The organism is Rhizobium grahamii CCGE 502, from assembly GCF_000298315.2.
Classification (GTDB): domain Bacteria; phylum Pseudomonadota; class Alphaproteobacteria; order Rhizobiales; family Rhizobiaceae; genus Rhizobium; species Rhizobium grahamii.
This window is the reverse complement of record NZ_AEYE02000035.1, coordinates 113,026-138,498: the sequence shown is the minus strand read 5'-3', so window position 1 is coordinate 138,498 and position 25,473 is coordinate 113,026. Positions and strand designations below refer to the sequence as shown.

The 25,473-nt window shown below is 60.2% G+C and carries 26 protein-coding genes; 17 read left to right on the top strand and 9 right to left on the bottom strand.

The genetic code is table 11. From position 1 onward, the window contains the following. Nucleotides 1-10: 10 nt before the first annotated feature. A complete protein-coding gene (locus RGCCGE502_RS28055; protein WP_016557597.1) occupies nt 11-742 on the top strand; it encodes a glutathione S-transferase in 732 nt (243 codons plus the stop codon). Nucleotides 743-834: 92 nt separating this feature from the next. Continuing rightward, on the top strand, nt 835-1,629 hold the full coding sequence (locus RGCCGE502_RS28050) for an SDR family NAD(P)-dependent oxidoreductase (RefSeq protein ID WP_016557596.1): 795 nt from the start codon (nt 835-837) through the stop codon (nt 1,627-1,629). 63 nt (nt 1,630-1,692) lie between these two features. Here the strand turns inward: RGCCGE502_RS28050 and pcaF are convergent, their stop codons facing one another. Genes pcaF through RGCCGE502_RS28035 form a run of 3 tightly spaced genes read right to left on the bottom strand, consistent with a single transcriptional unit; the run spans nt 1,693 to nt 4,541 of the window. Continuing rightward, nucleotides 1,693-2,898, bottom strand: a complete 1,206-nt coding sequence (pcaF, locus tag RGCCGE502_RS28045; protein WP_016557595.1) for a 3-oxoadipyl-CoA thiolase — start codon at nt 2,896-2,898, stop codon at nt 1,693-1,695. After that, nucleotides 2,899-3,681 (bottom strand): CoA-transferase subunit beta, encoded by a 783-nt coding sequence (locus RGCCGE502_RS28040; protein WP_016557594.1) that lies wholly within the window; start codon nt 3,679-3,681, stop codon nt 2,899-2,901. It abuts the gene before it with no gap. Nucleotides 3,682-3,692: 11 nt separating this feature from the next. Beyond that, nucleotides 3,693-4,541, bottom strand: coding sequence for a CoA transferase subunit A (locus tag RGCCGE502_RS28035; RefSeq protein WP_016557593.1), 849 nt, complete (start codon nt 4,539-4,541; stop codon nt 3,693-3,695). A gap of 127 nt (nt 4,542-4,668) precedes the next feature. Between RGCCGE502_RS28035 and RGCCGE502_RS28030 the strand changes: the two genes are divergently transcribed. After that, entirely contained in the window at nt 4,669-5,424 is a 756-nt protein-coding gene (locus tag RGCCGE502_RS28030) for an IclR family transcriptional regulator domain-containing protein (protein ID WP_016557592.1), read from the top strand. Here RGCCGE502_RS28030 and RGCCGE502_RS28025 read toward each other — a convergent pair. After that, on the bottom strand, nt 5,421-6,308 hold the full coding sequence (locus tag RGCCGE502_RS28025) for a helix-turn-helix domain-containing protein (protein WP_016557591.1): 888 nt from the start codon (nt 6,306-6,308) through the stop codon (nt 5,421-5,423). The two genes, RGCCGE502_RS28030 and RGCCGE502_RS28025, sit on opposite strands and share 4 nt — an antisense overlap. Nucleotides 6,309-6,423: 115 nt before the next feature. Between RGCCGE502_RS28025 and pobA the strand changes: the two genes are divergently transcribed. Beyond that, complete coding sequence (gene pobA, locus RGCCGE502_RS28020; RefSeq protein ID WP_016557590.1) at nt 6,424-7,596, top strand: 4-hydroxybenzoate 3-monooxygenase; 1,173 nt, start codon at nt 6,424-6,426, stop codon at nt 7,594-7,596. Between the two features lie 785 nt (nt 7,597-8,381). Here the strand turns inward: pobA and RGCCGE502_RS28010 are convergent. Both RGCCGE502_RS28010 and pcaQ read right to left on the bottom strand, forming a co-directional pair. Then, nucleotides 8,382-8,810, bottom strand: a complete 429-nt coding sequence (locus RGCCGE502_RS28010; RefSeq protein WP_040675811.1) for a lipocalin-like domain-containing protein — start codon at nt 8,808-8,810, stop codon at nt 8,382-8,384. 47 nt (nt 8,811-8,857) lie between these two features. Then, nucleotides 8,858-9,781 (bottom strand): pca operon transcription factor PcaQ, encoded by a 924-nt coding sequence (gene pcaQ, locus RGCCGE502_RS28005; RefSeq protein ID WP_016557587.1) that lies wholly within the window; start codon nt 9,779-9,781, stop codon nt 8,858-8,860. 148 nt (nt 9,782-9,929) lie between these two features. On the opposite strand from pcaQ, the gene pcaD reads away from it, so the two are divergent. The 11 genes from pcaD (at nt 9,930) to RGCCGE502_RS27950 (ending at nt 19,541) form a co-directional block, all read left to right on the top strand. After that, complete coding sequence (gene pcaD / locus RGCCGE502_RS28000; protein ID WP_016557586.1) at nt 9,930-10,739, top strand: 3-oxoadipate enol-lactonase; 810 nt, start codon at nt 9,930-9,932, stop codon at nt 10,737-10,739. Beyond that, complete coding sequence (gene pcaC / locus RGCCGE502_RS27995) at nt 10,736-11,149, top strand: 4-carboxymuconolactone decarboxylase (RefSeq protein ID WP_016557585.1); 414 nt, start codon at nt 10,736-10,738, stop codon at nt 11,147-11,149. The genes pcaD and pcaC overlap by 4 nt, the downstream gene beginning before the upstream one ends. A 3-nt stretch (nt 11,150-11,152) precedes the next feature. Then, nucleotides 11,153-11,902, top strand: a complete 750-nt coding sequence (gene pcaH, locus RGCCGE502_RS27990; protein WP_016557584.1) for a protocatechuate 3,4-dioxygenase subunit beta — start codon at nt 11,153-11,155, stop codon at nt 11,900-11,902. 2 nt (nt 11,903-11,904) lie between these two features. Continuing rightward, nucleotides 11,905-12,516, top strand: a complete 612-nt coding sequence (gene pcaG / locus RGCCGE502_RS27985) for a protocatechuate 3,4-dioxygenase subunit alpha (protein WP_176705738.1) — start codon at nt 11,905-11,907, stop codon at nt 12,514-12,516. 76 nt (nt 12,517-12,592) lie between these two features. Continuing rightward, on the top strand, nt 12,593-13,651 hold the full coding sequence (locus tag RGCCGE502_RS27980; RefSeq protein WP_016557582.1) for a 3-carboxy-cis,cis-muconate cycloisomerase: 1,059 nt from the start codon (nt 12,593-12,595) through the stop codon (nt 13,649-13,651). Nucleotides 13,652-13,771: 120 nt separating this feature from the next. After that, nucleotides 13,772-14,944 (top strand): ABC transporter substrate-binding protein, encoded by a 1,173-nt coding sequence (locus RGCCGE502_RS27975; protein ID WP_016557581.1) that lies wholly within the window; start codon nt 13,772-13,774, stop codon nt 14,942-14,944. 93 nt (nt 14,945-15,037) lie between these two features. Continuing rightward, nucleotides 15,038-15,901 (top strand): branched-chain amino acid ABC transporter permease, encoded by an 864-nt coding sequence (locus tag RGCCGE502_RS27970; RefSeq protein ID WP_016557580.1) that lies wholly within the window; start codon nt 15,038-15,040, stop codon nt 15,899-15,901. A gap of 1 nt (nt 15,902) precedes the next feature. Beyond that, nucleotides 15,903-16,913, top strand: coding sequence for a branched-chain amino acid ABC transporter permease (locus RGCCGE502_RS27965; RefSeq protein ID WP_016557579.1), 1,011 nt, complete (start codon nt 15,903-15,905; stop codon nt 16,911-16,913). Further along, nucleotides 16,910-17,674: an ABC transporter ATP-binding protein gene (locus RGCCGE502_RS27960; RefSeq protein WP_016557578.1), complete on the top strand. Its 765-nt coding sequence runs from the start codon at nt 16,910-16,912 to the stop codon at nt 17,672-17,674. The genes RGCCGE502_RS27965 and RGCCGE502_RS27960 overlap by 4 nt, the downstream gene beginning before the upstream one ends. Then, the gene (locus tag RGCCGE502_RS27955) at nt 17,655-18,371 is read left to right on the top strand and encodes an ABC transporter ATP-binding protein (protein WP_016557577.1); all 717 of its coding nucleotides are present in this window, start codon (nt 17,655-17,657) and stop codon (nt 18,369-18,371) included. Before RGCCGE502_RS27960 ends, RGCCGE502_RS27955 begins: the two co-directional genes overlap by 20 nt. Nucleotides 18,372-18,710: 339 nt before the next feature. After that, complete coding sequence (locus RGCCGE502_RS27950) at nt 18,711-19,541, top strand: MBL fold metallo-hydrolase (protein ID WP_016557576.1); 831 nt, start codon at nt 18,711-18,713, stop codon at nt 19,539-19,541. Between the two features lie 328 nt (nt 19,542-19,869). Here the strand turns inward: RGCCGE502_RS27950 and RGCCGE502_RS27945 are convergent, their stop codons facing one another. After that, on the bottom strand, nt 19,870-20,670 hold the full coding sequence (locus tag RGCCGE502_RS27945; protein WP_016557575.1) for a polysaccharide deacetylase family protein: 801 nt from the start codon (nt 20,668-20,670) through the stop codon (nt 19,870-19,872). Continuing rightward, nucleotides 20,667-21,752 (bottom strand): glycosyltransferase family 4 protein, encoded by a 1,086-nt coding sequence (locus RGCCGE502_RS27940; protein ID WP_040675808.1) that lies wholly within the window; start codon nt 21,750-21,752, stop codon nt 20,667-20,669. The genes RGCCGE502_RS27945 and RGCCGE502_RS27940 overlap by 4 nt, the downstream gene beginning before the upstream one ends. A 190-nt stretch (nt 21,753-21,942) precedes the next feature. On the opposite strand from RGCCGE502_RS27940, the gene RGCCGE502_RS27935 reads away from it, so the two are divergent. Together RGCCGE502_RS27935 and RGCCGE502_RS27930 are read left to right on the top strand one after the other, a co-directional pair. After that, nucleotides 21,943-23,664, top strand: a complete 1,722-nt coding sequence (locus RGCCGE502_RS27935; RefSeq protein WP_016557573.1) for an adenylate/guanylate cyclase domain-containing protein — start codon at nt 21,943-21,945, stop codon at nt 23,662-23,664. Then, entirely contained in the window at nt 23,661-24,545 is an 885-nt protein-coding gene (locus RGCCGE502_RS27930; RefSeq protein WP_016557572.1) for an FkbM family methyltransferase, read from the top strand. The genes RGCCGE502_RS27935 and RGCCGE502_RS27930 overlap by 4 nt, the downstream gene beginning before the upstream one ends. 382 nt (nt 24,546-24,927) lie before the next feature. Here the strand turns inward: RGCCGE502_RS27930 and RGCCGE502_RS27925 are convergent, their stop codons facing one another. Next, a complete protein-coding gene (locus tag RGCCGE502_RS27925) occupies nt 24,928-25,407 on the bottom strand; it encodes a class I SAM-dependent methyltransferase (protein WP_016557571.1) in 480 nt (159 codons plus the stop codon). Between the last annotated feature and the right edge of the window lie 66 nt (nt 25,408-25,473).

Sequence of the window (25,473 nt, the reverse complement as noted above, 5' to 3'; positions counted from 1 at the left end):
GAGGGCAACGATGGCCTATGAACTTTACTACTGGGATGGAATTCAGGGCCGGGGCGAGTTTGTTCGCCTGGCTTTGGAAGAAGCTGGGATCAAGTATATCGATGTTGCCCGCGAACCCGGCCGGGGCATGGGCACGGGCGCCATGCTTGAACTTATGAAGAGCAGGAGCGAGCCCCACATACCGTTTGCACCGCCCTTCCTCAGGGATGGTGACCTGATCGTCTCTCATGTGGCCAACATCCTATTCTATCTCGGCCCGAAGCTCGGCCTTGTGCCTGCCGATGACAAGCTGCGCCACGTTGCCAACGGCCTGCAGCTCACGATTACCGATCTCGTGGCGGAGGTGCACGATACTCATCACCCGATTGCGACCTCACTTTATTACGAGGATCAGAAGGACGTGGCAAAGGCGCGCACGAAAGCCTTCATATGCGAGCGGATCCCAAAATTTCTAGGCTATTTCGAGCAGGTGCTGCACCAGAATCCTGAAGGATCGCGCCATATCATCGGCAAAGCCCTGAGTTATGTCGACCTGTCCTTGTTCCAGGTTATCGAGGGTCTTCGCTATGCCTTCCCTAAGGCAATGAAAGCTCACGACAGCAACTATCCCGGCCTCAATGCTTTGCACGACGCCGTCTCCGCCCGACCCAACATCGCCACCTACCTGGGATCAAAAAGGCGGCTGGCCTTCAATGAGGATGGCATCTTCCGCCACTATCCTGAACTCGACCTGACGCCGTGACGGCACCGGCATTGCGCCGGTCTGCCTCAGGCTGTTAAGCTTGTCCCACTCGCCCATTCAATCCCGCTGCATTACTGGAGGCTATCGCTGCCATGGCAACCCTTGCTCAAATGCTTGTATCAATAAAGATTCCGGACCTCGCCGGCAGGGCCGTGCTGATCACAGGTGCGTCGACCGGCATTGGTGCGGCGCTGGCGCGCGCCTTTGCTGCTCAGGACATGAAGGTCGGCGTTCACTACAACGCAAGCCGGGAACCCGCCGAAGCGCTTGCGGACGAAATCCGAACGGCTGGCGGAACCGTGCACCTTGTGCACGGTGATGTTTCGAAAGAAGGCGAAACGGAACGCGTTGTCGAGGAGACCGCGAGGACCTTCGGCCATCTCGATGGACTGGTGAACAATGCCGGTGGCATGCTTGGCCGCAAGCCAACCTCCGAATACACCGACGAACACTATGTGAAGGTCATGGATCTCAATGCCCGCTCGGTCCTCGCCGCAACACGCGCAGCCCATCCCTGGCTGAAGAAACAGGGTGGTTTCATCATCAACACCACCTCGATTGCGGCACGCAATGGCGGCGGTAATGGCGCGGTGCTTTATGCCGCATCGAAGGGCTTTGTTTCGACCATCACCCGCGGACAAGCAAAGGAATTTGTTCCGGACCGGATCCGCGTCAATGCGGTTGCTCCTGGCGTCATCGCCACGCCCTTTCACGAGCGATACACCAATGACGATCAGATGGAGCTGCAGCGGAAGTCGATACCGATGGGCTTCGTCGGGACACCGGAAGACTGTGTCGGTGCTTACCTCTTCCTCGCATCGCCAACGCTGTCAGGCTACGTGACCGGCCAGATCATCGAGGTCAACGGCGGCCAGCTGATGCCTTGATGGGAGCACTCGGGAGTTGGAGGCCGGCGCTGGTATTCGCGCCGGTTCACAGTTTCGATGACCTCAGACGCGCTCGAGAGCGATCGCAATGCCTTGGCCGACGCCAATGCACATGGTGGACAGCGAGTAGCGCCCACCTGTTTGTTGCAGCTCCAGCGCGGCCGTGCCAGTGATGCGCGCGCCGGTCATTCCGAGCGGATGGCCGATTGCGATCGCCCCGCCATTGCGGTTCACACGAGGATCATCATCGGCGATCCCCAGTTCCCGGAGCACGGCCAGGCCCTGCGAAGCGAAGGCTTCGTTAAGTTCGATGACGTCGAACTGGTCTTGTGTCATTTGAAGACGGGCCATCAACCTCTGTGATGCAGGCACAGGTCCGATCCCCATGATGCGGGGTGGGACGCCGGCGGCTGCTCCGCCGAGAACCCGCGCGATAGGTCGCAGGCCATGTTTTTTTGCGCCAGCCTCGCTGGCGATCAAGAGAGCGGCCGCTCCATCGTTGACGCCCGAGGCGTTTCCGGCGGTGACTGTTCCGCCTTCCTTCCTGAAGGGTGTGGAGAGTTTCGCCAGTGCCTCCATTGTGGTTGTCCGCGGATGCTCGTCCTTGCCGACGACAATAGGCTCGCCCTTGCGCTGCGGGACGGTCACGGAGGTGATCTCGTTTGCAAGCCGGCCATTGGCCTGTGCGTCGGCGGCCTTTGCCTGGCTGCGGACGGCAAAGGCATCCTGGTCTTCGCGCGAGACCCCGTAGTGAGCGGCGACATTCTCGCCGGTTTCCGGCATGGAATCGATTCCGTACTGCTGTTTCATCAGGGGATTGACGAAACGCCAGCCAATCGTCGTGTCGTAGATCTCAGCGTTACGGGAGAAGGCCGTCTCCGCCTTCGGCATGACGAAAGGCGCGCGCGACATGCTTTCGACGCCGCCGGCAATCATCAGCTCTGCCTCACCCGCCCGGATCGCACGGGCGGCCGCGATCACAGCGTCCATGCCCGAGCCGCAGAGCCGGTTGATCGTGGTGCCTGACACGGAAACCGGAAGGCTCGAGAGCAGGAGCGACATGCGGGCGACATTGCGATTGTCCTCACCGGCCTGATTGGCGCAGCCGAAGATCACGTCGTCCACTGCTTCCCAGTCGACATCGCGGTTGCGCCCGATCAGTGCCTTCAGCGGCACGGCCCCCAGGTCATCGGTGCGAACCGATGAAAGCGAGCCGCCGAAGCGGCCGATCGGCGTCCTGATGTAGTCACAGATAAAGGCGTCAGCCATTTATGCGGCCTCCTTGTTGCCCTGGTGGGCCTTTTTGGTACGTGCGTTGATATCGCGGAGTGTTGCGAGTTCCGTTTCTGTCGGCACAGGGGTTTCGATCACTTGCTCGGCAAACCGGATTGGCCAACCGCAATTGTCGATGATCTGCTCGCGGTTGACGCCCCTATGGATAGAGACAACGGTTAGTTCCTTCGTGACCGGATCCGGCTCAAGAATGCAAAGGTCGGTAATGACCCGCGTCGGACCCTTCGTCTTCATGCCAAGCCGCTCGCGGTGGTTCCCGCCTTCGCCATGGCCCATGGAGGTAATGAAGGGGAGCTTCTCGACGAAGCCACGCTTGGAAAGGGTCATGGTGATGAAGATCTGCCCGCAATTGCTGGCGATTTCGGGTGCGCCGCCGCCGCCGGGCAAGCGGACTTTCGGATGGTCGTAGGCACCGACAACAGTTGTGTTGAGATTGGCGAACCTGTCAATCTGCGCACCGCCGAGAAAGCCTGTCGTGATCCGACCGCCCTGCAGCCAGTAGCGAAACATCTCCGGCACGGACACAGTAAAAAGCGCGGTATCGCAAAGCTCGCCATCGCCAATCGAGAGCGGCAGAACGTCGGGCTTGGTTCCAACCGTGCCGCTCTCGTAAATCAGCGTTATGTCAGGGGCATGCGTAAGTCGTGCGACATTGCAGGCGGCAGATGGCGCACCTATCCCGACGAAACAGACGTCGTCATTGGTCAGGGCGCGGGCTGCAGCAATGGTCATCATTTCAGTGGGGGTAAAGACAATCATCCTGGATCTCCTCACGCTGCCTTTTTCGCATGCCTGACAAAATCATCAGGACTTGCCCGCAAGACGTTTTCATCAATCCATTCCAGGAACGTTGTGCGGTCACGCGCAATCTCGTCCCATGCGATGTAGAAGGCGTTCGAGCGCGCATAGTAGCCTTGGGCGTAGGACGGAAACGCTCCGCCCGGTACATGGGCCACTGAAGTGACGGCCCAGCTCGGCAGCACGACGGAATTCGGCGACGGGGGGTCGAGCTCGTCGACGATTTCCTCGACAGTCACGATCGAGCGCTTCGCGGCAAGGACTGCTTCCTTCTGGACGCCGACAATGCCTTCCAGAAGGACGTTTCCCCTACGATCAGCGCGAAGCGCATGGATGATCGTGACATCGGGCCGAATGGCCGGAACGGCGGCAAGCACCTCGCCCGTGAATGGGCATGTTATGGACCTAATATTGGGGTTGACCTTCGGAAGGTCCGCGCCGAGGTAGCCCCGGAATGTCGCAAAGGGCAGGTTTGCTGCACCCGCCTCGTAGGCATTGGCCATGGCGGCATGGCTGTGCTCTTCAATTTCAATCGGCCGCGGCCACTGGTTCTCCACCGCATCGCGGAAACGGTGCAGCGAGCCGACGCCTGGATTACCGCCCCAGGAGAATTTCATGCCGCGCGCGGCGCCAACGCCGATCAGCTGGTCGTAGATGATATCGGGCGTCATCCGGATCAGGAAGAGATCCTTCTTGCCTTGACGGATCACCTCATGCCCGGCCGCGTAGGGAATGAGGTGGGTGAAGCCTTCCATCGCGACGGTGTCACCATCAATGACATTGCCGGCGACAGCTTCCTTCAAGGATACGATCTTCGCCATGTAGCCTCCCGCAGTGAGCCTTCGATTGGCGCCAATAAGCGCCTTCGAACCGTCACCGTCAAATGTTTTGTGCGCTATTTGACATTTGTTCGTATAACGCACAACATGCATGAAATGGAAGTCAGATATGAGAGAGACTGATTTTGTCAGCGGTTTTGCGAGGGGCTTGAAGGTGATCGAAGCCTTTGAGGAGACGCGCCAGCGCCTGTCGATCGCGGAAGCCTCAAAGCTGACCGGCCTCGACCGCGCCACGGTGCGACGGTCATTGCTGACGCTCGCAGAGCTCGGCTACGCCGACTATGACGGCAAGTTTTTCGCCTTGACGCCAAAGGTCCTTCGGCTGGGGCATGCCTATCTTTCGGCAACGCCGCTGCCGGTTCTCATCCAGCCGCATCTCGATCAGTTGTCCGAAAAGGCTGGTCAGAGTGCCTCGGCTTCCGTGCTTGATAACACCGAAATCGTCTACATCGCGCGGGCCTCGCAGCGCCGCGTCATGTCGATCAACCTGACGCCCGGCAGCCGCCTGCCGGCTTACTGCGCCTCGATGGGCCGGGTCCTTCTTGCCGCATTGCCGGAGACCGAGGCAAGGGCAATCCTTTCCCGCACGGAGCTCAGGGCCAATACGGAGAATACCAAGACCGATGTGGAGGTACTGGTTGCCGAGTTCCGGCGCGTACGCGAACAGGGCTACGCCGTGATTGACCAGGAGCTCGAGATTGGCCTTTGCTCGATCGCGGTCCCCGTCGAGAACGACCGGGGTCAGACCATTGCTGCGATCAACATCGGCGCGCCAGCCGCCCATTTGTCGGCTGTCGACATGCCGGCGCGTTATTTGCCGCTCTTGAAGAACACGCAACAGGCATTACGCCTTGTGCTGCGCTAAACCCCAAGCTTGGCGCGCTCTGCCAGGCGCCAGGCGCGGGGGGTGAGGCCCACCTGCCTGAGAAAAAACCGCGAGAAGTAGGCCGGATCCGAAAATCCAAGCCGGTAGGCGATTACCTGTACACTGCCTGATGTGAATACTAGTTCGCGCTTTGCCTCATCGAGAAGCTTGCGGGCGATCAACTCGTGAGCGCCATGGCCGGTCGCAGCGCGCACGATCCGGTTCAGGTGCGTCGGTGAAACGTTAAGCGCCCTGGCATAGAAGGACGCTGGCTCATGCGCTCGAAAATGCTGCTGGATAAGGCCGTGAAGGACCTCGATGCGCCGCTCATTCTCGTTGGCGGCAGTCTCGTCATTGTGAAACTTGGAAGAAAGCCGCGCCGTCAGAAGAAGGGCAGACGTCAGGTAAGATTCCAGGAGATCATTGCGCCCGGCCCGCCGATGCTGGAATTCGCGCCCTAGCCGCATCAGGCAGGCGGCGATATGCCCGGCATCCGGGTCATCCGGGTCAAGCGCCGTCAGATGGGGCACTGCCATCCATGCACCAAGCCGGCTGCGGTCGCCGGGTGCCGCCTTCAGATGCGAACTCAGGACGGTAATGACGAGACCGTCGATATCCCTAGAGAACCGGAATCCGTGGTCGATGCCTTGGGGAACTGTGATGACCGATCGCGGCCTGATCGGGTGCCAGAGGCCTTGGAACATCGCTTCCCCCGAACCGCTGGCAATGTACAGGATCTGAAAGAAACTCTCGTGGCGATGGAGCCGAATTTCGAAGTGGTGCAGGCGGCTGCGAGAGGCGATAGTCTCGCAATGAACCCAGAAATCTGGTTTTCCACCCGCCTTTTCGCCGTATAGCTCGTATGTCGGAACATTCCGTAGCATCCGGGCCGCCTCCCATCGTTATGTTCGAATAGTGCAATCCGATGACGGAATTGTCCATTGTTGACTGCTCCTTGCGCCGTCAGAATTTGACGAGACACAGGTGCGGGAGAAAGACATGCGCACGAAGGTCGCCATCATCGGCTCGGGGCCGTCGGGGCTTCTGCTTGGGCAGCTTCTGACAGGGGCTGGCATCGACAACGTCATCGTGGACCGCGTCGGAAGAGACTATATCCTGGGCCGCGTCCGCGCCGGGGTGCTGGAGGAAGGAACCGTCGGTCTCATCGACCAGGCGAAGGCCGGCGCCCGTATGCACGCCGAGGGCTTGCCGCATGAAGGCTTCTCGCTTGCCTTCGACGGACGCGACCACCGCATCGACCTTTCTGCATTGACGGGCGGGAAAAAGGTCATGGTCTACGGGCAGACCGAAATGACGCGTGACCTGATAGAGCGGCGCGAGGCGAGTGGAGCGCTGACTGTCTACGAGGCAGCAAACGTCCTCCCTCATGATTTCGATGGCCTCAAGCCCTACCTGACCTACGAGAAGGATGGCAGCACCCAACGGATCGACTGCGATTTCATCGCCGGCTGCGATGGCTTCCATGGTGTCAGCCGAAAGGCGGTGCCGGAACGATCGATGCGCACAGTCGAGAAGATCTACCCCTTCGGCTGGCTTGGAATACTAGCCGAAGTTCCCCCTGTCAGCCACGAACTGATCTATGCCAACCATGCCAGAGGCTTTGCGCTTTGTTCCATGCGCTCGAGGCATCGCAGCCGTTACTACATTCAGTGTCCGCTCACAGAGAGGATTGACGACTGGAGCGATGACCGGTTCTGGGATGAACTCCGTCGTCGACTGCCAGCCCACCATGCGGAGGCACTTCTGACAGCGCCCTCCTTTGAAAAGTCGATCGCGCAACTGCGCTCCTTCGTTGCCGAGCCAATGCGCTTCGGCCGCATGTTCCTGGTCGGCGATGCCGCCCATATCGTGCCGCCGACAGGTGCAAAAGGTCTCAATCTCGCCGCGAGCGACGTGCATTATCTTTTCTCGGGCCTCGTCGAGTACTACCAGGACTGTTCGGATGCAGGCATCGAGGTCTATTCGAGACTAGCGCTTGCCCGAGTCTGGAAGGCGGTTCGTTTCTCCTGGTGGATGACCACTGTTATGCACCGGTTTCCTGATGCCGGTGACTTCGAGCAAAGGATTCAGGAAGCTGAACTCGACTATCTGACGCACTCGAGAGCCGCCGCGACTGCGCTCGCGGAAAACTACGTAGGCCTTTCCTACTAGATCCCTTCCACCATCCACGGAAGGGTGCATGGAGAGCGGCGGTGGTAAATGCGTCCCACCGCTGCTCGCCCAACAGGAAACTAGCGAAGAGATTATCGTTGCGCCGACCTTTGCGGTCATAGCGCCCGCTATCGCGACAACACCATCTAAATTCGGGCGCAAGTCTCACGTCGTCGGTGTCGCGCTGCGCAAGTCTGCAGATCGCAAAAACGAAAGCTTGCGATTTGCCTGCGTCCCTACCGCCACCGGCGCCCCCGGCAAATCCGGCAGGATGGCAAAGGCACCTTCGAAGATTATAACCGGGCGAAACTTATTTTGAGACGACATTCCCGCTAAGTTCGATAGGCTACACTCGTAGGGAGTAGCAAAAATGAACTTGAAAGCGTGCAGCGTTGAATATCAATTCGACTGGCACAACATGGTAGTGACCTTGACAATGCCACTTGCCATCGCTGTTGTTTCATTTGGATGCCAGTTTTTTCTCTGACTCTGGCTGACCGGTAAAAGGCAGGTCAGGCAGACAAGGTCCCCTACTGATCCGCCAACGCCTTGCCATACTGCGCAGGTCTATCGTCTCGTGTTGCCAGCGCGCGCGTCCGAGAAAGCGCATGGGCGCAGAAGCTGAAGCATTTACCAGATAATCCTCGTCCGCCTTTACGTCCACTGCATTCGGGAGTGGTAATGGTGCATCTCATCGTCAGTGTTCTGGCTGCTTGGCGGCTCCATGATTAGGTCGAGCTGTTGCGAGTTTAGCGTCCGCAATCGCATTTCATCCGGAGCCGAGATCACACCTTTCGAAATTCCAGCTCGTAAACGACTTCCTCTCCGTTCCTTGGATCAACGCCGGGGGCGCCGCTGATCTTCAGCCTGCTGCCGTCGATGGAAAACGGACGGATCAGGTCACTAACGCCCCAGGCAGGGTTCCAGCTTGCATCGACATGGTGCACGACGCGTCCGTTCTCGAAGGTGTAGGTTCCGGCATAGGCGAGCATGGAATCGAACAGCGCGACCTTTTCCGCGTCGGTTGGTACCTCGCCCTTTATTGCTGGGCGTTCACGGCTGACCACGACAGCCATCACCCGTCCATCCGGATGATAGGAGAGATAGCCGACCGGATCCGGTCCCATTGCATCCGTAACCATCCCCGTGGCGACGGCCCGACGCGTCCAGGAAATCATTCGCCATGTTCCATGTAATGCGGCTGCACTTCCCATTGTCTGGCTCCCCGGCGCAGTTGCACGCATTTCACGATAACATGGGGTCACTTCAGGGAACAGTCCGTTGCCGCTTCACGGATGGCGTGCATCAGGATCGACAGGGGCAGTGAAGGGATTTCATCGGCGCGCATGGTCAGTCCGACCGGTCCCTGGGTCTCGCTCGTGTCGATCGGCAGGACTGAAAGCAGTCCGTCGGCAATGTCCGTGGCGACCACGCCCGTTGAAATGATCCAGATGGCGTCGCTCGCGCGTACGAAGGCACGCCCGAAGGAATCGGAGACGGTTTCGATCTGGTTCGGCAGGCTGGCGACGCCATTGGCGATCAAAAAGCTCTCAACGAAGGGGCGGATGATAGAGGCGCGCGTCGGCATAAGTACGGTGTACTCGCTGAGGCTCGAAAACAGCGATTGCTTGGTCTTCAGCAGCGGATGACTGGCCCGTACCGCAAATACGACCTTTTCCGAATAAAGATGCTCGAAAGAAAATCCGGCCATCTTCTCGGCACCGGCAAGGCGACCGACGACAAGGTCCAGGTCGCCAACGCGCAGCTGTTCCAAAAGGACCGCATTTTCGCCCGTGACGATCTTGATGCGGCTCCAGGTGTTTTCCTTGAGGAACAGCTCCATTGCCCGCGGCATGATCCGCGTCGATACTGTCGGCAGCGCGCCGATGCGGATCGGCGGCGCCTCCCCGAAGCGCTCCTGGCTGACCGAATCGAGGCCTTGACGGAGGGCGGTCAGTGCTGCACCCGCGTGCCTGAGGAACACATCGCCATAACGGGTGATCCTGATGCCGCGGCCATCGCGCTCGAAGATGGAAACACCAAGCACCTCTTCCAGCTCGCGGATCGTCTTCGTCACCGCTGGCTGGCTGACATTCAGAAGATTAGCTGCCTTCATGACGCTTTTCTGGCGTGCGACCTCGACAAATGTCTGGAGATGACGAAACTTGACGCGGTTGTCGATCATGGGTCTCATAACTTACAGGTTATCGGAATGCCGTGAAATATCATTTTACCTAACCAGATTAAACATCCAATTTGATCCCGGGTCTGCGCAGTCCTCTCACCAAGTCGACCCGCGACCTGCCCGCGGTTGGCGCAGGGAGGAGAAAGCCGTGCAGTTTGCCCGCATCAACGACATCGCGATCCACTATCAGCTGATCGGCGGCCCCGCCGACAAGCCGGTCATTGTCTTTTCCAACTCGCTCGGCACTGATTTCCGCATCTGGCGGGACGTGATCGTGCGCCTCGCCGGAGACTTCGGGATCATCGTTTATGACAAGCGCGGCCACGGACTTTCGGATGTTGGGCAGGTTCCCTATTCGATCGAAGACCATGCCTCTGATCTCGCTGGCCTGCTCGAGCTTCTATCTGTCAAGACGGCGTTCATCTGCGGGCTTTCCGTCGGCGGACTGGTTGCGCAGGCGCTTTACAAGGCGCGCCCGGACCTCGTGCAGGGACTGATCCTGTGCGATACCGCTCACAAGATAGGCACGACCGAAGGCTGGAACGCAAGGATCGCGACAGTCGAAACCAAGGGAATCGAAAGCATCGTTGACGGTATTATGAAGCTCTGGTTCACCCCGGCTTTCCGGCGGCCGGAGAACACGCCCTATCACGGCTACCACAACATGCTCGTTCGCCAACCCGTGGAAGGATATATCGCCACTTGCGAGGCCATTCGCGATGCCGACTACACCAACGCGGCGGGAAAGATCCGTGTGCCGACACTCTGTGTCGTCGGAGACCAGGACGGCTCAACCCCGCCTGATCTGGTGAAATCGACCGCAAATCTCATTCCCGGCGCGCACTTCGAGATCATTCGCGACGCTGGCCATATCCCGTGTGTGGAGCAGCCCGAGGCCCTTACTGCCTTAATCCGCGCATTCATCGATACAGCATTGCAGGGAGAAACGAGCCCATGAACGAGCCCCGCCAGCCCTCGGAACGGTTCGAGCAGGGGATGGCAACGCGCCGCGCTGTCCTTGGCGATGCCCATGTCGACCGCGCCGAGGCAAGCGCTACACCATTCGACAAGCCGTTCCAGGATCTGATCACGGAAGCGGCCTGGGGACATGTCTGGTCTGGTACGACGCTGTCGCGCCGAGAGCGGTCGATTGTCACCATCGCTCTGCTTGCAGCATTCGGCCAGGATGACGAGGTGGCGATGCACGTGCGGGCCACCGAAAACACCGGTGCGTCGCGCGAGGATATTCGCGAGGCACTACTGCATGTGGCGATCTATGCCGGCGTGCCTGCCGCCAATCACGCGATCAAGATCGCCAAGCACGTGTTCGAACAGATGGACGCCGGAATGGCGGCCGGAAAGGCATAAGCGATGTCCGACCTCACCAACCGCAAGCCGGAGACCGGCGCCTTCTTTGCCCGTGACCGGGCGTGGCATGCACCCGCCCTCACCCCAGGCTACAAGACCTCGGTCCTGCGCTCGCCGCAGCGCGCGCTCCTATCGCTGGATGGGACGGTCTCGGAGACAACAGGCCCGGTCTTCGGCCATTCTATCATCGGTGAACTCGACAACGATCTGATCCACAACTTTGCCCGACCGGGCGAAAGTGCGATCGGCGAGCGCATCGTTGTCCACGGCCGCGTCCTCGACGAACGGCGACGCCCGGTACCGGGGGCCCTTGTGGAATTCTGGCAGGCAAATGCCGGCGGCCGCTACCGACATAAGAAGGAAACCTATCTTGCCGCGATCGACCCGAACTTCGGGGGGTGCGGACGCTGCATTACCGAAGACGATGGACGGTACGCCTTCAGGACCGTGCGCCCCGGCGCCTATCCCTGGCCGAACGGCGTAAACGACTGGCGGCCTGCCCATATCCATTTCTCGATCTTCGGACACGGATTTGCTCAGCGCCTGATCACCCAGATGTATTTCGAGGGGGATCCGATGATCTGGAAATGCCCGATTGTCGGTACCATCCCTGACAAGCGCGCCATCGATCAGCTGATTGCGCCCCTCGACTGGGGCAACACGATCCCGATGGACGCTCGCGCCTACAAGTTCGATATCGTGTTGCGCGGACGCCGCTCGACGATGTTCGAAAACCGCCCGGAGGGGAACTGATGGTGCAGGAACTCGGCTACCTCAAGGAAACACCGTCGCAGACAGCGGGGCCGTATGTTCATATCGGGCTCACCCCTAACTTCTGCGCTATCGAAGGGGTCTATGAGGCGGACCTCGGCACGGTCATGGTCAACGACAAGACGCTTGGCGAGCGCCTCACGGTAACAGGCCGTGTTTTCGACGGTGCGGGCGCGTTGGTGCGCGATGCCGTCATCGAAATCTGGCAGGCCGACAGCGCGGGTCTCTATAACAGCCCCTCCGAAATGCGCGGCACGGCCGACCCAAACTTTACCGGCTGGGGTCGGTGCGCAACCCGCGCAGAAGACGGTGTCTTCACCTTCGAAACCGTCAAGCCAGGTGTCGTTCCGTACAGCGACGGACGAAAAATGGCGCCGCACATTACCGTCTGGATCGTCGCCCGCGGCATTAATATCGGCCTGCATACGCGCATGTACTTTCCCGAGGAGGTCGAGGCGAACAAGGTGGATCCGCTGCTTCTGCGCATCGAGCACCGGGACCGTGTCGATACACTGATCGCGACGAGGGAGGGGTCGACGCTCACCTTCGACATCCGCCTCCAGGGCGAGCGGGAAACCGTGTTCCTCGACATCTGAGGCGAACTTCTTTCGACCTTGCATGTCATCGTTTCCTGGTTGAGGTATCGGTCAAACGCGAGAAAGGGAACCACCGATGACCGTGTCAGCTTTCGACCACCCGTTTCTATCCGGGCTTCTGGGCGACGAGGAGATAGCGCCCTACTTTTCGGTGGAGACCGATGTCAGCGCCATGCTTGCCTTCGAGGCGGCATTGGCAAGGGCCGAGGCGGTCGAGGGCCTCATTCCGCATGAGGCTGCCCGCCACATCAGCGAGGTCTGCATGGCCTTCAGGCCGGATTTTCTGGAGCTGAGGACGGCGACCGCACGAGACGGCGTGGTTGTCGCAAATCTCGTCAAGCAGCTCCGGACGGTCGTTGGGGCCCCTTATTCTGACTTCCTGCATCTCGGTGCCACCAGCCAGGACGTCATCGACACCAGCCTCATGGTCCGCCTGAAGGCGATCGCCTTCCTGTTGTCCAATCGGCTGTCGGACTTGTCGATGGTGTTTGGTGATCTTGACAGGTCCTTCGGACGCAATCCGCTCATGGGGCGGACCCGCATGCAGGCGGCGATCCCGATCACTGTTTCGGATCGCATTCGCGCGTGGCGGACACCTCTTGACGCCTATCGCGACAGGTTAACCGAGCAGCGTTTGCCGCTGCAGTTCGGCGGTGCCGCGGGCACCTTGGACAAGCTCGCCGACAGGGCCGATGCGATACGCGCCACCCTTGCCCAGGAACTCGGCCTTTCCGACATTGCGCAGTGGCAAAGTCAGCGAGCGGTCATCGCCGACTTTGCCAGTCTCTTGTCGCTGATCTCGGGCAGCCTCGGGAAGTTCGGCCAAGATGTCGCGCTGCTTGCACAGGCGGGCGAGGAGATCGAGCTTACTCGCGGTGGCGGCTCCTCCGCCATGGCACATAAACAGAACCCAGTCGCCGCCGAAGCGTTGGTCGCTCTCGCGCGGTTCAACGCGAGCCTGCTATCCGGATCCCACCAGTCGCTCGTGCATGAACAGGAACGCTCGGGTGCCGCTTGGATGCTGGAATGGCTGATCCTGCCGCAAATGGTTATGGCATCCGCCGCATCGCTTCGGCTCGCCCTTGAACTGGCACGGAATATCAAAGAAATCGGCGCGAAAACCCATAACCCCTAAACTATGATTTGCGGCTTTTATTTCATTTTACATTACCGTTTTGGGTGAGACACTATCGCCAAGGTTTTGGCTCTTTGCTAATCCGGCGCATGAATGCGCCATCGGTACTGGGAGGATTTTATGAAACGGTTTGTCCTGGCCGCGGTTGCGGCCATCGTCATGAGCACGGCGGCCTATGCCGAGACCGTCAAGGTTGGCGTGGTCGGTCCATTCTCGGGTCCCTTTGCCCTGCAGGGCAAGAATTTTAAGGCCGGCATCGACGCCTATATGGCGCTTAACGGCAACAAGGTCGGCGACAACACGGTCGAGGTGATCTATCGCGACCTTCCAGCTGCCGATCCCGCCCAGTCGAAGGCCCTGGCGCAGGAACTGGTGGTCAAGGAGAAGGTGCAGTACCTCGCAGGCTTCTATTTCACGCCGGACGCCATGGCCGTGACACCGATCCTGAAGCAAGCAAACACGCCGCTCGTTATCATGAATGCGGCAACATCCGCCATCGTTACCAAAAGCCCGCTGGTGGTACGCACGTCGTTCACCACCTGGCAGACATCGACACCGATTGCCAAGGTGGCCCACGACGCCGGCGTCAACAAGGTCATATCAGTGGTCAGCGACTATGGTCCGGGCGTTGATGCCGAGAACGCCTTCAAGGCTGCTTTCGAGAAGCAAGGCGGCAAGGTCGTCGAGGCGATCCGCATGCCGCTCTCGACCAATGACTTCAGCCCGATCATGCAGCGGATCAAGGATTCGGGCGCTGAGGGCGTCTTTGCGTTCCTGCCTTCGGGACCGACCACGCTCGGCTTCGTCAAGGCCTACAACGAGAACGGCCTCAAGGCCGCCGGCATCAGGTTCTTTGCCCCTGGTGACCTGACGCAGGAATCCGACTTGCCGGCTCTTGCTGACGCCGCCCTCGGCATCAAGACGACATTCCACTATGCCGTCTCCCACGACTCGCCTGAGAACAAGGCCTTCGTTGAAGCCGCGGCCAAGGCGATCGGCAACAAGGCGGAACTCTCCTTTCCAGCCGTCGGTGCTTATGACGGCATGAATGTCATCTACAAGATGATCGAGGCAACCGGCGGCAAGCAGGATGCGGCCAAGGCCGTGGAAGCCGTCAAGGGCCTGACCTGGGTCAGCCCGCGCGGACCTGTGTCTATCGATCCCGAGAGCCGCCATATCACGCAGAACATCTACCTGCGCGAGGTCGCGAAGGCCGACGATGGCACCTATTACAACAAGGAAATCCAGACCTTCGAAAAGCAGGGCGATCCTGGCCTTGCGGCTGCAAAATAGCGGCCCTTGATCTTGCGGCCAACCAGGAAGTCCTGCAGCGGAAATGCTGTGCGCGGGTTGCCTGCCGCTTCCAAACAGAATCGGGATAGCCTCATGCAAACTGTCTTCAGCATAGCCGTCGATGCGCTCGCCTACGGCATGGTGCTGTTCGTGATCTCCATCGGCCTGTCGTTGACGATGGGACTGATGCGGGTCGTCAATCTCGCCCACGGTGCGTTCGCCATGATCGGCGGCTACATCGCCTCCTATGCCGCGCGCGACCTCGGGCTTGGCTACGGCATCTCTGTCCTTTTGGCCGTCATCGGCACGGTCATCATCGCAATCCCCATCGAACGCTTTTTGTACCGGCGCATCTATGGAGCGCCTGAACTGACGCAGGTGCTGATGACCATCGGCATCACCTTCTGCATCATCGGCATTGCCAACTACGTGTTCGGCCCGACACTGAAGACAATCCCCCTACCACGGGAGCTTCAGGGCTCCGCCGATCTCGGCTTCCGGACGATCCCCGTCCATCGCCTTTTCGCGATCCTCTGCGGGCTCGCCGCGGCCGCCGGCCTCTGGTATGCGATTGAAAGAACCAGCTTCGGGGTCAAGCTGCGCGCCTCTGTTGACAATGCCACGATGGCGGCCGCACTCGGGGTGCGCACTGAAATCATTTATGCATTGAGCTTTGCCGTTGCTGTGGGCCTAGCCGCCCTTGGCGGCGTGGTTGGCGCGGAACTGCTGCCGGTCGAACCCTACTATGCCCTAAGGTACATGGTGACCTTCCTGGTCGTCGTCTCGGTCGGGGGCGCGGGCTCGATTCCCGGGGCACTCGTTGCCTGCCTGCTTCTTGGAGCTGTCGACACGACGGGACGCTACCTCGTGCCGGAATTCGGCGAATTCTTCTTCTACCTCGCGGTCATTGCCATCATCTGCATCTTCCCGCGTGGCCTTGCGGGAAGGATGAAATAGGATGGCTGCCGTCATGAACAGCGAAAGAGCCCTGCCCGCTCAAGCCCGCCCGCGCCGTCAGGCGGGACGGGATCTGGCGGGCGCTGCCATCATCACAGCAGCTGCCGTCATCGGCTATCTGCTTTTCCCCGATAACCTTGCCCTGCTCACCCGCATCGTCGCGGTCGCACTGCTTGTCCTCTCGCTTGATCTCGTCACTGGTTATTGCGGCATCGCGACGCTCGGTCATGCTGCCCTCTTCGGATCGGGCGCCTATACGGCCGGCATCCTATCGGCTCACTACGGCATCACTGATCCGTTACTGATGACACTGGCGGGTATCGTTGGCGGTGCGTTCGCCGGGCTCGTCAGCGGTGTGGTGATCCTGCGAGGCCATGGCCTTCCCCAGCTCGTGCTGTCGATCGCCCTTGTCCACCTCTTCCACGAGTTCGCTAACAAGGCGTCGAGCTGGACCGGTGGCAGCGATGGCTTGTCGGGCATCTCGGCGGACCCGTTCTTCGGTACCTTCGAGTTCGATCTCTACGGCCATACCGCCTACGTGTTTGCGATCGTCCTGCTTCTTTTCGTCTTCGTGGTTCTGCGCCTTATCGTGCGCTCGCCCTTCGGCATGCTGTGCCGTGGGATCAAGGAGGATCCGGTGCGCATTCGCGCCATGGGTGCCTCGCCAAAGGCCGCGCTGTTGAAGATGTATGTCATATCCGGTGCCGTTGCAGGCGTCGGAGGTGCGTTGAACGCCATCACCACCCAGGTGGTTGGTCTGGACAGTCTCTCCTTCACGCTGTCGGCCGAAACGCTGGTCATGCTCGTCCTTGGTGGAACGGGCTCGCTGTTCGGGGCGCTTTCGGGAACCGTCATCTTCATGCTGTTTGAGGACTATGTCTCGGCGGCAAGCCCGTTCCACTGGCTGACCATGGTCGGCGTACTCCTAATCGCGGTCGTCCTGTTTGCGCCGAAGGGGCTCTATGGTTCTGTTGCGGCTTTCCTCAGCCGCAGGAGGGAGGCGGGAGAATGAGTGCCGTCTTCGAAGTCATCAACCTCAGGAAATCCTTCGGCGGGCTTGCTGTGACGAACGACGTCTCCCTGTCGATGGCTCCAGGCGACCGAGTGGCGCTGATCGGACCGAACGGTGCGGGCAAGACCACCTTCGTCAATCTGGTGACGGGCAATCTGCAGCCCGATTCCGGGGATGTCCGCCTGGCGGGCGAAATCGTCACCAGGGTCGGCGCCAACGGCCGCGTTCAGCGCGGCCTGGTGCGATCCTTCCAGGTCACCCGGCTTTTCCTGGAGATGACGCCGGGCGAGCACGTGGCCCTTGCCATCCTTCAGCGTCGGGGACGATCGGGTCGCATGTTCGGGAATTTTCTTGCCATGCCTGATGTGATGAACGAGGTGAACGACCTGCTTTCGACGCTCGGCATCGCACATCTGATGCACCGACGGGTGAACGAGATCGCCTACGGCCAGCAGCGCCTCCTCGAGATCGCCGTTGCGATGGCCCTCAGGCCCAAGGTGCTGCTCCTCGATGAGCCGGCCGCCGGTGTTCCCCAGAGCGACACCGGACGGATCGAGCAGGCGCTCGCCGAACTGCCAGCCGATCTCGCCGTACTGATGATCGAGCACGACATGGACCTTGTCTTTCGTTTCGCGAAACGCGTCGTCGTGCTTGCTGCAGGCGCGATCATCTTCGACGGGTCCCCCGCCGACGTCACCAACGACGCCCGCGTTCGCGAGGCCTATCTCGGGAGCTATGCCAATGCCAGCCACGCCGCTTGACGTCGAGAACCTGTCGGCCGGCTATGGGCCGACTCGCGTCCTCGAAAACGTTTCGTTCAAGGTTCCGGCCGGCGCGCGCCTTGCGATCCTCGGTCGAAATGGCATGGGTAAGACGACGCTGCTTGCAACGCTTGCCGGCCAGACGAGACGCTACGGAGGCACGATCCGCATCGGTGCTACCGATGTGACCGCAATGGCAAGTGCGGCACGCGCCCACACCGGACTGGGCTACGTCCCGCAGGCACGATGCATCTTCCCGACACTGACCGTGGAGGAAAACCTTTTCGTCGGATTGAAGGGGCGCCCGAGAAGCGCACTGGAGGAAGCCTACGGGATGTTCCCACGCCTGAAGGAGCGGCGCCGCAACCTTGGCGGCCAGCTGTCGGGCGGCGAACAGCAGATGCTGTCGACGGCACGCAGCATTCTTGGCCAACCGGCGGTGCTTCTGCTCGACGAACCCCTCGAGGGATTGGCGCCCGTCATCTGCGAGGAACTGATGACAGCTTTCGCCGAGTTGGCGAGGACCGGCGACATGACCATCCTGCTTGTCGAACAGCGGATCCAGAGCGCGCTTGATTTTGCCGACCATGTCATCGTCCTGGAACGCGGCCGCCTCGCCTTTACCGGTGCACCGAAGACGTTGCTTGAGGATCAGGATGCCGTGGAGCGACTTCTGGGCGTCGGCGGGCTGCACTGAGACGCCGTCGGAATCGGGTGAAGGCCTCTCATGCCTTAAGACTAATGGGTAAGGAACCGAGGATTTGTATTTGCAGGGCCGAGCAACCATTTAATGGAGCAAGGCTGCGGAACCCTGCCGCCTCCCTCGCCGGGAGGGCCAGGGCCGTTTACTGAAAACAAACCATAGGCAGTTGCTTTCTTGACCGAAAACAGATTGCTTAGGAAAATCTACCGTTTCGCTGGATAAGGGTAGAAACGGTGCCAACGATACAGGGAAGGCCATGGAAAACAACGCTTCGCTTGCTAACCGTGATAGGATTACGATAGCGTTGCTAGGTCGGCCCATTTTGAAGACGCGATGAGTAAAGATCAGTTTCAGGTAAAGTTTTGGGGCGTTCGCGGCAGCATCCCGGTCTCGGGTCCCGAATTTGTTCGCTACGGCGGCAACACCTCGTGCATCGAAATTCGCTGCGGTGAATACCGGATGATCTTCGACGCCGGATCAGGCGTTCGCGAAGCGGGCCTTGCCATGCTCAGCGAGGACGTCCACAACGTCGACCTGTTCTTCAGCCACTGCCATTACGATCACATCATAGGCCTGCCGTTCTTCAAGGCGATCTATTATCCGACCATTGATCTGACGATCTGGTCCGGCCACCTTGAGGGAAAAATGAGCACGCGCGAGATGATCGAGCAGTTCATCAGCCCGCCGTGGTTCCCGGTCAAAACAGACATCTGCCAGGCGACGATGAACTTCCGCGACTTTCACGCCGGCCAGACGCTGGAACCGCGTCCCGGAGTCAAGATCAAGACCTTTACCCTGAACCATCCCGGCGGGGCGATCGGTTACCGCGTCGAGTGGAACGGCCGCTCGGTCGCGCTGATCTACGACATCGAACATATCCCGGGCGTGTATGATCCGGTTGCGCTGGAGATGATGAAGGACGCCGACCTCGTGGTCTACGATTGCACCTACAACGAAGACGAGATGCAGCGTTTCAAGGGTTTCGGCCATTCCACCTGGGAACATGGCGTCGAACTCGCGAAGCTGGCAGGCGCCAGGAAGTTCGCACTTTTCCATCATGCGCCCTCGCGCACTGACACACAGCTGGATCGGATGGAACGCGATGCCATCGTGGAATTCCCAGGCGCGTTTGCCGCGTACGATAACCAGCTGGTCGAGATCTGATCCAGCTGGTCGAGATCTGATTCAGAAGCGAACTAGAAAATCCAAAGCATTTTGCCGGCTCGCCGCGCGGGCTCGACGGGCGACAGCTCAGCTAGGGGAGCGCTTGCCCGGCATGCTAGAGGTCAGCAGTTCCATCCCGCTTAAGGTCCACCAACTTGTCATGCAAGTAGCAGTAGCAGATATAATTGTTTTCGGTCGTGGAGCAGGCTGACCCGTTCCTGGGAAGGCCAGGGGAAGAACGAGCGCCGATTTTTGAATCACGTTCCTCCTCTGCGTTCGCAACACCGACCATGTGCAATGACAACAATCGGGAAATGATTTCAGTGCACTAGCTATCGACCAGATCCCTCGCCGACATCCAGGACATGGCTGGATGATCCGCGGTTTCGCCGAACAGGCGAGCAAGGAATTCCCGCTCTGACGCGCCATGGACAAGATGGTGAGTGAGGATGCCGATCGGCTCGTTACCCCAGGTAGATCGCACCTGCCGAGCGGCTTGCCCGCCTGGGCTGCGCTCGCCGGCAAATCGGGCCTGCAATTCGCCAACCAGTTCCCTGACGAGATCCGCATGTGGCCGCTCGCCCCGCTGTCCCCGAGCATTAACGACGTCGACATGTGTGTTCAGGAGCCGGATCGGGCTGTAGTGCTTGATGCTGCCGAAGACCGAGAGAACCTCAAAGCCCTGTTCTGGAAGAGGCGCGACGAGCTCCGCGCTGATCCTGTTCCATGGTGGAACGAGCATCGGAATAAGCTTCGGACCGTAGAGCCGCCGAAGCCTGTCTAGACCATTGCGAAGTTCCGCGAGAACGACATCGGCGTGCCGGTGGCTCCCAAGTTCCTGCTTCTTTTCGTCTGGACTGGCATGGTTTTGGTGCGACCAGCCGTGGACGGCGACAAGCACATGATCTTCCGGGGCAAGCCGTGTCGCCAGCGCTTCGACCGTGCAGGCCGGAATGACCGCAAGGGTCAGCGGAACGGAGGCCCGCCTGGTGGCGTCGAGCAACTTTTCCAAGCCATCCGTAACCTCCACTGCATCGTCGTCCCGTAGCCAGAAACGCGCCGTTCGGCCGGCGGACTGCCAGCGATCGAGTTCATGGCGGAGAGCCGCAAAGGTTTGGTCATCGCTCATGGCTGTCGTGTCAAACATGTCTGCAGGATCTGGTCAAGCGTTCGCGACGCAATCTCAAGAGACCGCTCTTCAAGAACGAAGCGGCGGGCGTTTGCGCCCATTGCCTGTTGTCTGACAGGACTGTCAAGCAGCCCTGCTATTGCTTCCGAAATCGCCTCGACGTCGCCGTCGGGCGTCAGCGTACCGGTCTCGCCATCAACGACGACCTCGGGAACACCTGCTGTCCTTTGGGCAATGACGGGAAGGCCGGCCGCCTGTGCCTCCAGATAGGCAAGGCCATAGGCTTCCCCGGCCCCGGGCCAGACGTATAGACCGGAGCGGTTCAGTTCCAGGGCAATCTCTTCCGCACCGAGCTCGCCCAGCCATTCAACGCGCTGCCCAGAGCCGGAAAAAAGCCGCTCCACCTCGTTGCGCATCGGTCCGTCGCCGGCAATCGCCAGTGTCCAGGGACGGTCCTGAAGACGGGCCAGTGCCTGCGCAAGCATGGCATAGCTCCGCATCTTGTCGCCGCTCCTCATCATCGCCACCGCAATCAGTCGTCGAGGTTCGTAGGTCTGCTGTGGTGCCTTGAACAGCGCGGTATCGATAAAAGGCTTGAGGGTGGCAAACGAACCGGCCGGCAAAGCTTCGGCTAGCCCCTTCCTGTCACGCTCGGTCATCGAGATGTTGACGCAAGCTCCGCCAAGACCATCGAGAACCAGCCTTTGAAGCGGGGCCCAGGCATCCTGGTCGCGCTTTTTCGAGTAGGACGCCTCGGCCGTGACATAGGGGATTGCGAGATCACGGCAAAGGACCGGCCCGAAAAGATCCGGCGATTTGTAATAAGGATGGTAGCAGAACCAGAGATCGGGCCGGACGCCGCCGGACAGGGCCTCACGCAAACGCTCCAGCTCATGACGCGCACCAGCCTGGCGATCGCCGGCCTCCTTAGGGCTCGCGCAATAACTCCGGAATTCCGATATGACGTCGACGGAATGGCCGCAGAGCTCAAGGGCCCGCACGAGAAGGCGTGCCATCAGTCGATCGCCTGAAGGCACGGGATGATTTGGGGATTTTAAGGGCGCGTAGAAAGCAACCCGCATCACGAAGCCTCCGCCGAGACACATTGTTTAAAACAGATGCCCGGGCCTGCCGCGAGAAAATGCGTTATTGTCAGCATGCTTGCTTTCTGCTGATAGAGTGAAAGGCGTTCGCAATCGCAGCGGCGGCAATTCGAGCTCAATTCCGTCATCTCTATTGTATTTGGCAACTGGTATTCAAGAACGGGAATGAATGGCGACGGTCGCTGCCACCGGTATTTTTTCAGAGCGCTCGATCAGAAGGGCCCGGCTTGGCTCCGGGCTCGTCATGTTCGTATTTGTCCTCTTGCATCTGTCCAACCACGCGCTCGGCCTGATTTCTGTGTCAGCGGCTGACGACGGTCGACGGATCTTCCTGGCGATCTGGCGCAACCCAGTGGGCACCCTCGTTTTCTACACCGCGGTGTTGACCCACGTCTGCCTTGTCCTTCGCGCGGTCTACACGCGCCGCAGCCTGGTCATGCCGGCGGGGGAGATGGCCCAGTTGGTCCTCGGGCTCTCCATTCCGCTTCTTTTGATGGATCATGTGATCGGCACGCGGATCGCCCATAGCCTCTTCCAGTACCGCGATGATTACGAGACGATCGTGCGACTGCTTTGGGTCACATCCCCCGGTGCGGGCTGGCGGCAGGTCATCGCCCTTCTTTTCGTCTGGACCCACGGATGCATCGGGGTGCATTTCTGGCTGCGCTATCGCTCCTGGTATGACGGCGTCGCAGCCATGCTTCTCGCCGTCGCGATACTGCTGCCGGTGCTTGCCATCCTCGGCTTCATCGAAATGGGTCGAACGATCGCGGAGCCGGCCTACGAGGGGATGGTCAACACTGATCGCTATCGCGACAACCTCAACACCCGCTACTACTCCAACCCGGAGGCGCAGCAGCAGATCGCCATGATCCGCGCCGGTCTCTACGGATCGTTCTCCGGGGCGCTTTTGATCGTTATCGGTGCGAGGACCTTGAGGCGGTGGCGTGAGCGCGTCGACCAGATCACCGTGCGCTATCCGGGTGGCGAGGCGATCAGCGTGCCACGCGGATTCACGGTTCTCGAGGCAAGCCGGCTTGGCGGACTGCTACACTATTCGGTTTGCGGCGGCAAAGGGCAATGCTCGACTTGCCGCGTGCAGATACTTAGCGACGGCGACGATTTGCCGGCGCCCGACAAGCTGGAGCAGTCGACGCTCAAAAGGATCAAGGCGGCATCCGACGTGCGCCTTGCCTGCCAACTGCGACCCACACACGACATAACGGTTGCGCCGTTGCTGGTGGCCGCACCCGAAACCACATTGCCCCCCAACACCCAGGAGACGAGCCCGGGGCGTGAGCGCGAGATCACCGTGCTCTTCTGCGACATCCGCCATTTCACATCGCTCACCGAGACCCGGCTGCCGTTCGATATCGTCTTTCTGCTCAACCGCTATTTCGCCCTGGTCGGCAATGCCGTCGAAAAGGCAGGTGGTCGGATCGACAAGTTTATCGGCGACGGCGCCATGGCGCTTTTCGGCATCGGCAACTCGGCCGAGGACGCATGCCGACAGGCGATCGAGGCTGCCGTCACGATCGTGCGCGACATCGGCAAGCTCGATGCGGAGCTGAGAGACGAGCTTACCATGCCACTTCACATTGCCATCGGCATCCACACCGGGCCCGCTGTCGTCGGAACACTTGGCTATGGCCGCGTGCGAAGCGTCACCGCAATCGGCGATACGGTTAATGTCGCAAGCCGCCTGGAGACGGCCGCCAAGGAGTTCAATGCGGCGATCGTCATTTCCGACGCGGTCGCAAACCTTGCGGGCGCCGACACGGCAAGTGTGGAAAGCCGCGAAATCAGTGTGCGCGGCCGCGCCCTGCCCTTGAAAGTCTACGTGATTTCGAGCGACAAGGCCGCCGATTTGATCGAAGGAAAAGACACATGAGCGGCCGCGGCTGGCTGACGGCGAAATTCTGGAGCAAGCGCTTGCGCAAGGGGCGCAATGCTGTCTTGACCAGGCTATTCGACACCCGCACGGGACGACGGCTGCTGATCGAAAACATCGGCCCTCGGGTAGCGTCGATGACGATTGATGCGGGCGATCACCTCATCACCTTTTCGCCTGCCGACTACATCGGGCGCAAGGTGTTTCGCAAGGGACATTTCGAGCGCCAGCATGTCGACCGACTGCTCTCCGTGCTGAGGGAGCGCGGACTTTTGCGCCCGCACAGCTGTCTCCTTGAGATCGGCGGCAACATCGGGACGCAGACCGTCTATTTTGCGCTAAGCGCCGCCTACCGGCGCATCGTCAGCATCGAACCTGACCCGCGCAACGTCGACCTACTCCGGAGGAATATTGACCAGAATAAGCTCGACGGCACGGTGACGGTCGTCAACTGCGCTGCCGGAGCCGCCTCCGGCCGGATCGATTTCTTCATGAACGAAAGCAACCACGGCAAGAGCAGTGCCTTCAGAAAGAGCCCCAGCGACCGCAAGATCAGCGTCCCTGTGAGGCCGGTGAACGAGGTCCTCGAGGAGCTTTTGATCAACCCTTCAGATGTCGGTCTGGTCTGGATGGACATAGAGGGCTATGAACCGGTCGCCTGCCGGTCCATGACGCCCCTCCTGTCGCGGCGGGTTCCTTTTTACATGGAGTTCACGCCCCTTTTCTACGGATCGCAGCAGACCGGGGAATTCATTGAGATGCTCGCAGGTTTCTACGAGACCTGCCTCGTCTTTTTCGAGGACGACGAACTGCCACGCGAGATGCGCGTCGTCGATCTCCCCGGCGGGGTCGAGCAGTACGACGTGCTCTTCCTTCCCTGACGTACTAAGGTGGCGTCGACGACAATGCGTAGCTGGCGGGGTCGCGCGTCGCCTATGTGGATACGGCATTGTAAGTGTCGCCTTGGCTAACGCGTCAACAGCGATCGATTGTGAAAACATAGCGACGCGGTCCGAACTCAGGCCGTCGGCGCTTATCGAGGCGCGGCGCGCGGAAACAGGCTTCCCCCCATCGGCATGCCGCGTGGCCGACGATAGCTTTGCGCCAAAAGTCAGGCTGATGCTGGAAGCGACCACTGGTTTTTATCGTCGGTCCGACGCCGACAATATACGTGGAGGAGCCAAAGGCATTTTCGCGGCGGCGAGCTACCAGGCCGTGAAATTTCGTTTTGGGGATCAATCCCTCGGCGGGCACAAAAGCGGTCTAGATCCGTCGGTAAAGGTAGTAGCGCCCCTCCTTAACGCCTGACGGCAGTACGATGGGCTCGAGCTCTGGGCGATCGAGCGGCAGCCCGCTGACCGCAATTCCGCCTTTGACAAGCACGCCGACCATCAGCTGCGGCAGCCATGTCAGCGTGATGGCATCGATGTTGTCATGGCCGGTGCCGATATCGGCATGCGCGAGTGCTGCGCCGATGCCGACGAACGCCTGGCCGGACTCCCGGATATCGCCCGTCACCATGTTTTCCGTTGGGGGCGTCGATAAGGAATAGGAGCGTACCTCGCGGTCGAAGGCAACGATGCGCCGCCCCGGAAAAACCTCGCGCAGGTGATCATAGGTGCGCCCGTTGCCGAGGCCGAACTCAAGGACAGGGCCTTCTGTCCCGTTCACCAGTTCGACTACGGCATTCAAAATGTCGCGCTGAGCCGTCAGGCGGCGGATGAAACTGTCCAGGCGGCTCATCTATGTCCTTGTCCATTCATTTATATTTTCGCTTCGGTGCTACCATATGAAACCCCAGGCCGTCGA

Bases quoted from the DNA above. Each gene is read 5' to 3' on its own strand.
- RGCCGE502_RS28055 (WP_016557597.1), top strand. From the start codon at position 11: ATGGCCTATGAACTTTACTACTGGGATGGAATTCAGGGCCGGGGCGAG.
- RGCCGE502_RS28050 (WP_016557596.1), top strand. From the start codon at position 835: ATGGCAACCCTTGCTCAAATGCTTGTATCAATAAAGATTCCGGACCTC.
- pcaF (WP_016557595.1), bottom strand. From the start codon at position 2,898: ATGGCTGACGCCTTTATCTGTGACTACATCAGGACGCCGATCGGCCGC.
- RGCCGE502_RS28040 (WP_016557594.1), bottom strand. From the start codon at position 3,681: ATGATTGTCTTTACCCCCACTGAAATGATGACCATTGCTGCAGCCCGC.
- RGCCGE502_RS28035 (WP_016557593.1), bottom strand. From the start codon at position 4,541: ATGGCGAAGATCGTATCCTTGAAGGAAGCTGTCGCCGGCAATGTCATT.
- RGCCGE502_RS28030 (WP_016557592.1), top strand. From the start codon at position 4,669: ATGAGAGAGACTGATTTTGTCAGCGGTTTTGCGAGGGGCTTGAAGGTG.
- RGCCGE502_RS28025 (WP_016557591.1), bottom strand. From the start codon at position 6,308: ATGCTACGGAATGTTCCGACATACGAGCTATACGGCGAAAAGGCGGGT.
- pobA (WP_016557590.1), top strand. From the start codon at position 6,424: ATGCGCACGAAGGTCGCCATCATCGGCTCGGGGCCGTCGGGGCTTCTG.
- RGCCGE502_RS28010 (WP_040675811.1), bottom strand. From the start codon at position 8,810: ATGGGAAGTGCAGCCGCATTACATGGAACATGGCGAATGATTTCCTGG.
- pcaQ (WP_016557587.1), bottom strand. From the start codon at position 9,781: ATGATCGACAACCGCGTCAAGTTTCGTCATCTCCAGACATTTGTCGAG.
- pcaC (WP_016557585.1), top strand. From the start codon at position 10,736: ATGAACGAGCCCCGCCAGCCCTCGGAACGGTTCGAGCAGGGGATGGCA.
- pcaH (WP_016557584.1), top strand. From the start codon at position 11,153: ATGTCCGACCTCACCAACCGCAAGCCGGAGACCGGCGCCTTCTTTGCC.
- RGCCGE502_RS27980 (WP_016557582.1), top strand. From the start codon at position 12,593: ATGACCGTGTCAGCTTTCGACCACCCGTTTCTATCCGGGCTTCTGGGC.
- RGCCGE502_RS27975 (WP_016557581.1), top strand. From the start codon at position 13,772: ATGAAACGGTTTGTCCTGGCCGCGGTTGCGGCCATCGTCATGAGCACG.
- RGCCGE502_RS27970 (WP_016557580.1), top strand. From the start codon at position 15,038: ATGCAAACTGTCTTCAGCATAGCCGTCGATGCGCTCGCCTACGGCATG.
- RGCCGE502_RS27965 (WP_016557579.1), top strand. From the start codon at position 15,903: ATGGCTGCCGTCATGAACAGCGAAAGAGCCCTGCCCGCTCAAGCCCGC.
- RGCCGE502_RS27960 (WP_016557578.1), top strand. From the start codon at position 16,910: ATGAGTGCCGTCTTCGAAGTCATCAACCTCAGGAAATCCTTCGGCGGG.
- RGCCGE502_RS27955 (WP_016557577.1), top strand. From the start codon at position 17,655: ATGCCAGCCACGCCGCTTGACGTCGAGAACCTGTCGGCCGGCTATGGG.
- RGCCGE502_RS27950 (WP_016557576.1), top strand. From the start codon at position 18,711: ATGAGTAAAGATCAGTTTCAGGTAAAGTTTTGGGGCGTTCGCGGCAGC.
- RGCCGE502_RS27945 (WP_016557575.1), bottom strand. From the start codon at position 20,670: ATGAGCGATGACCAAACCTTTGCGGCTCTCCGCCATGAACTCGATCGC.
- RGCCGE502_RS27940 (WP_040675808.1), bottom strand. From the start codon at position 21,752: ATGCGGGTTGCTTTCTACGCGCCCTTAAAATCCCCAAATCATCCCGTG.
- RGCCGE502_RS27935 (WP_016557573.1), top strand. From the start codon at position 21,943: ATGGCGACGGTCGCTGCCACCGGTATTTTTTCAGAGCGCTCGATCAGA.
- RGCCGE502_RS27930 (WP_016557572.1), top strand. From the start codon at position 23,661: ATGAGCGGCCGCGGCTGGCTGACGGCGAAATTCTGGAGCAAGCGCTTG.
- RGCCGE502_RS27925 (WP_016557571.1), bottom strand. From the start codon at position 25,407: ATGAGCCGCCTGGACAGTTTCATCCGCCGCCTGACGGCTCAGCGCGAC.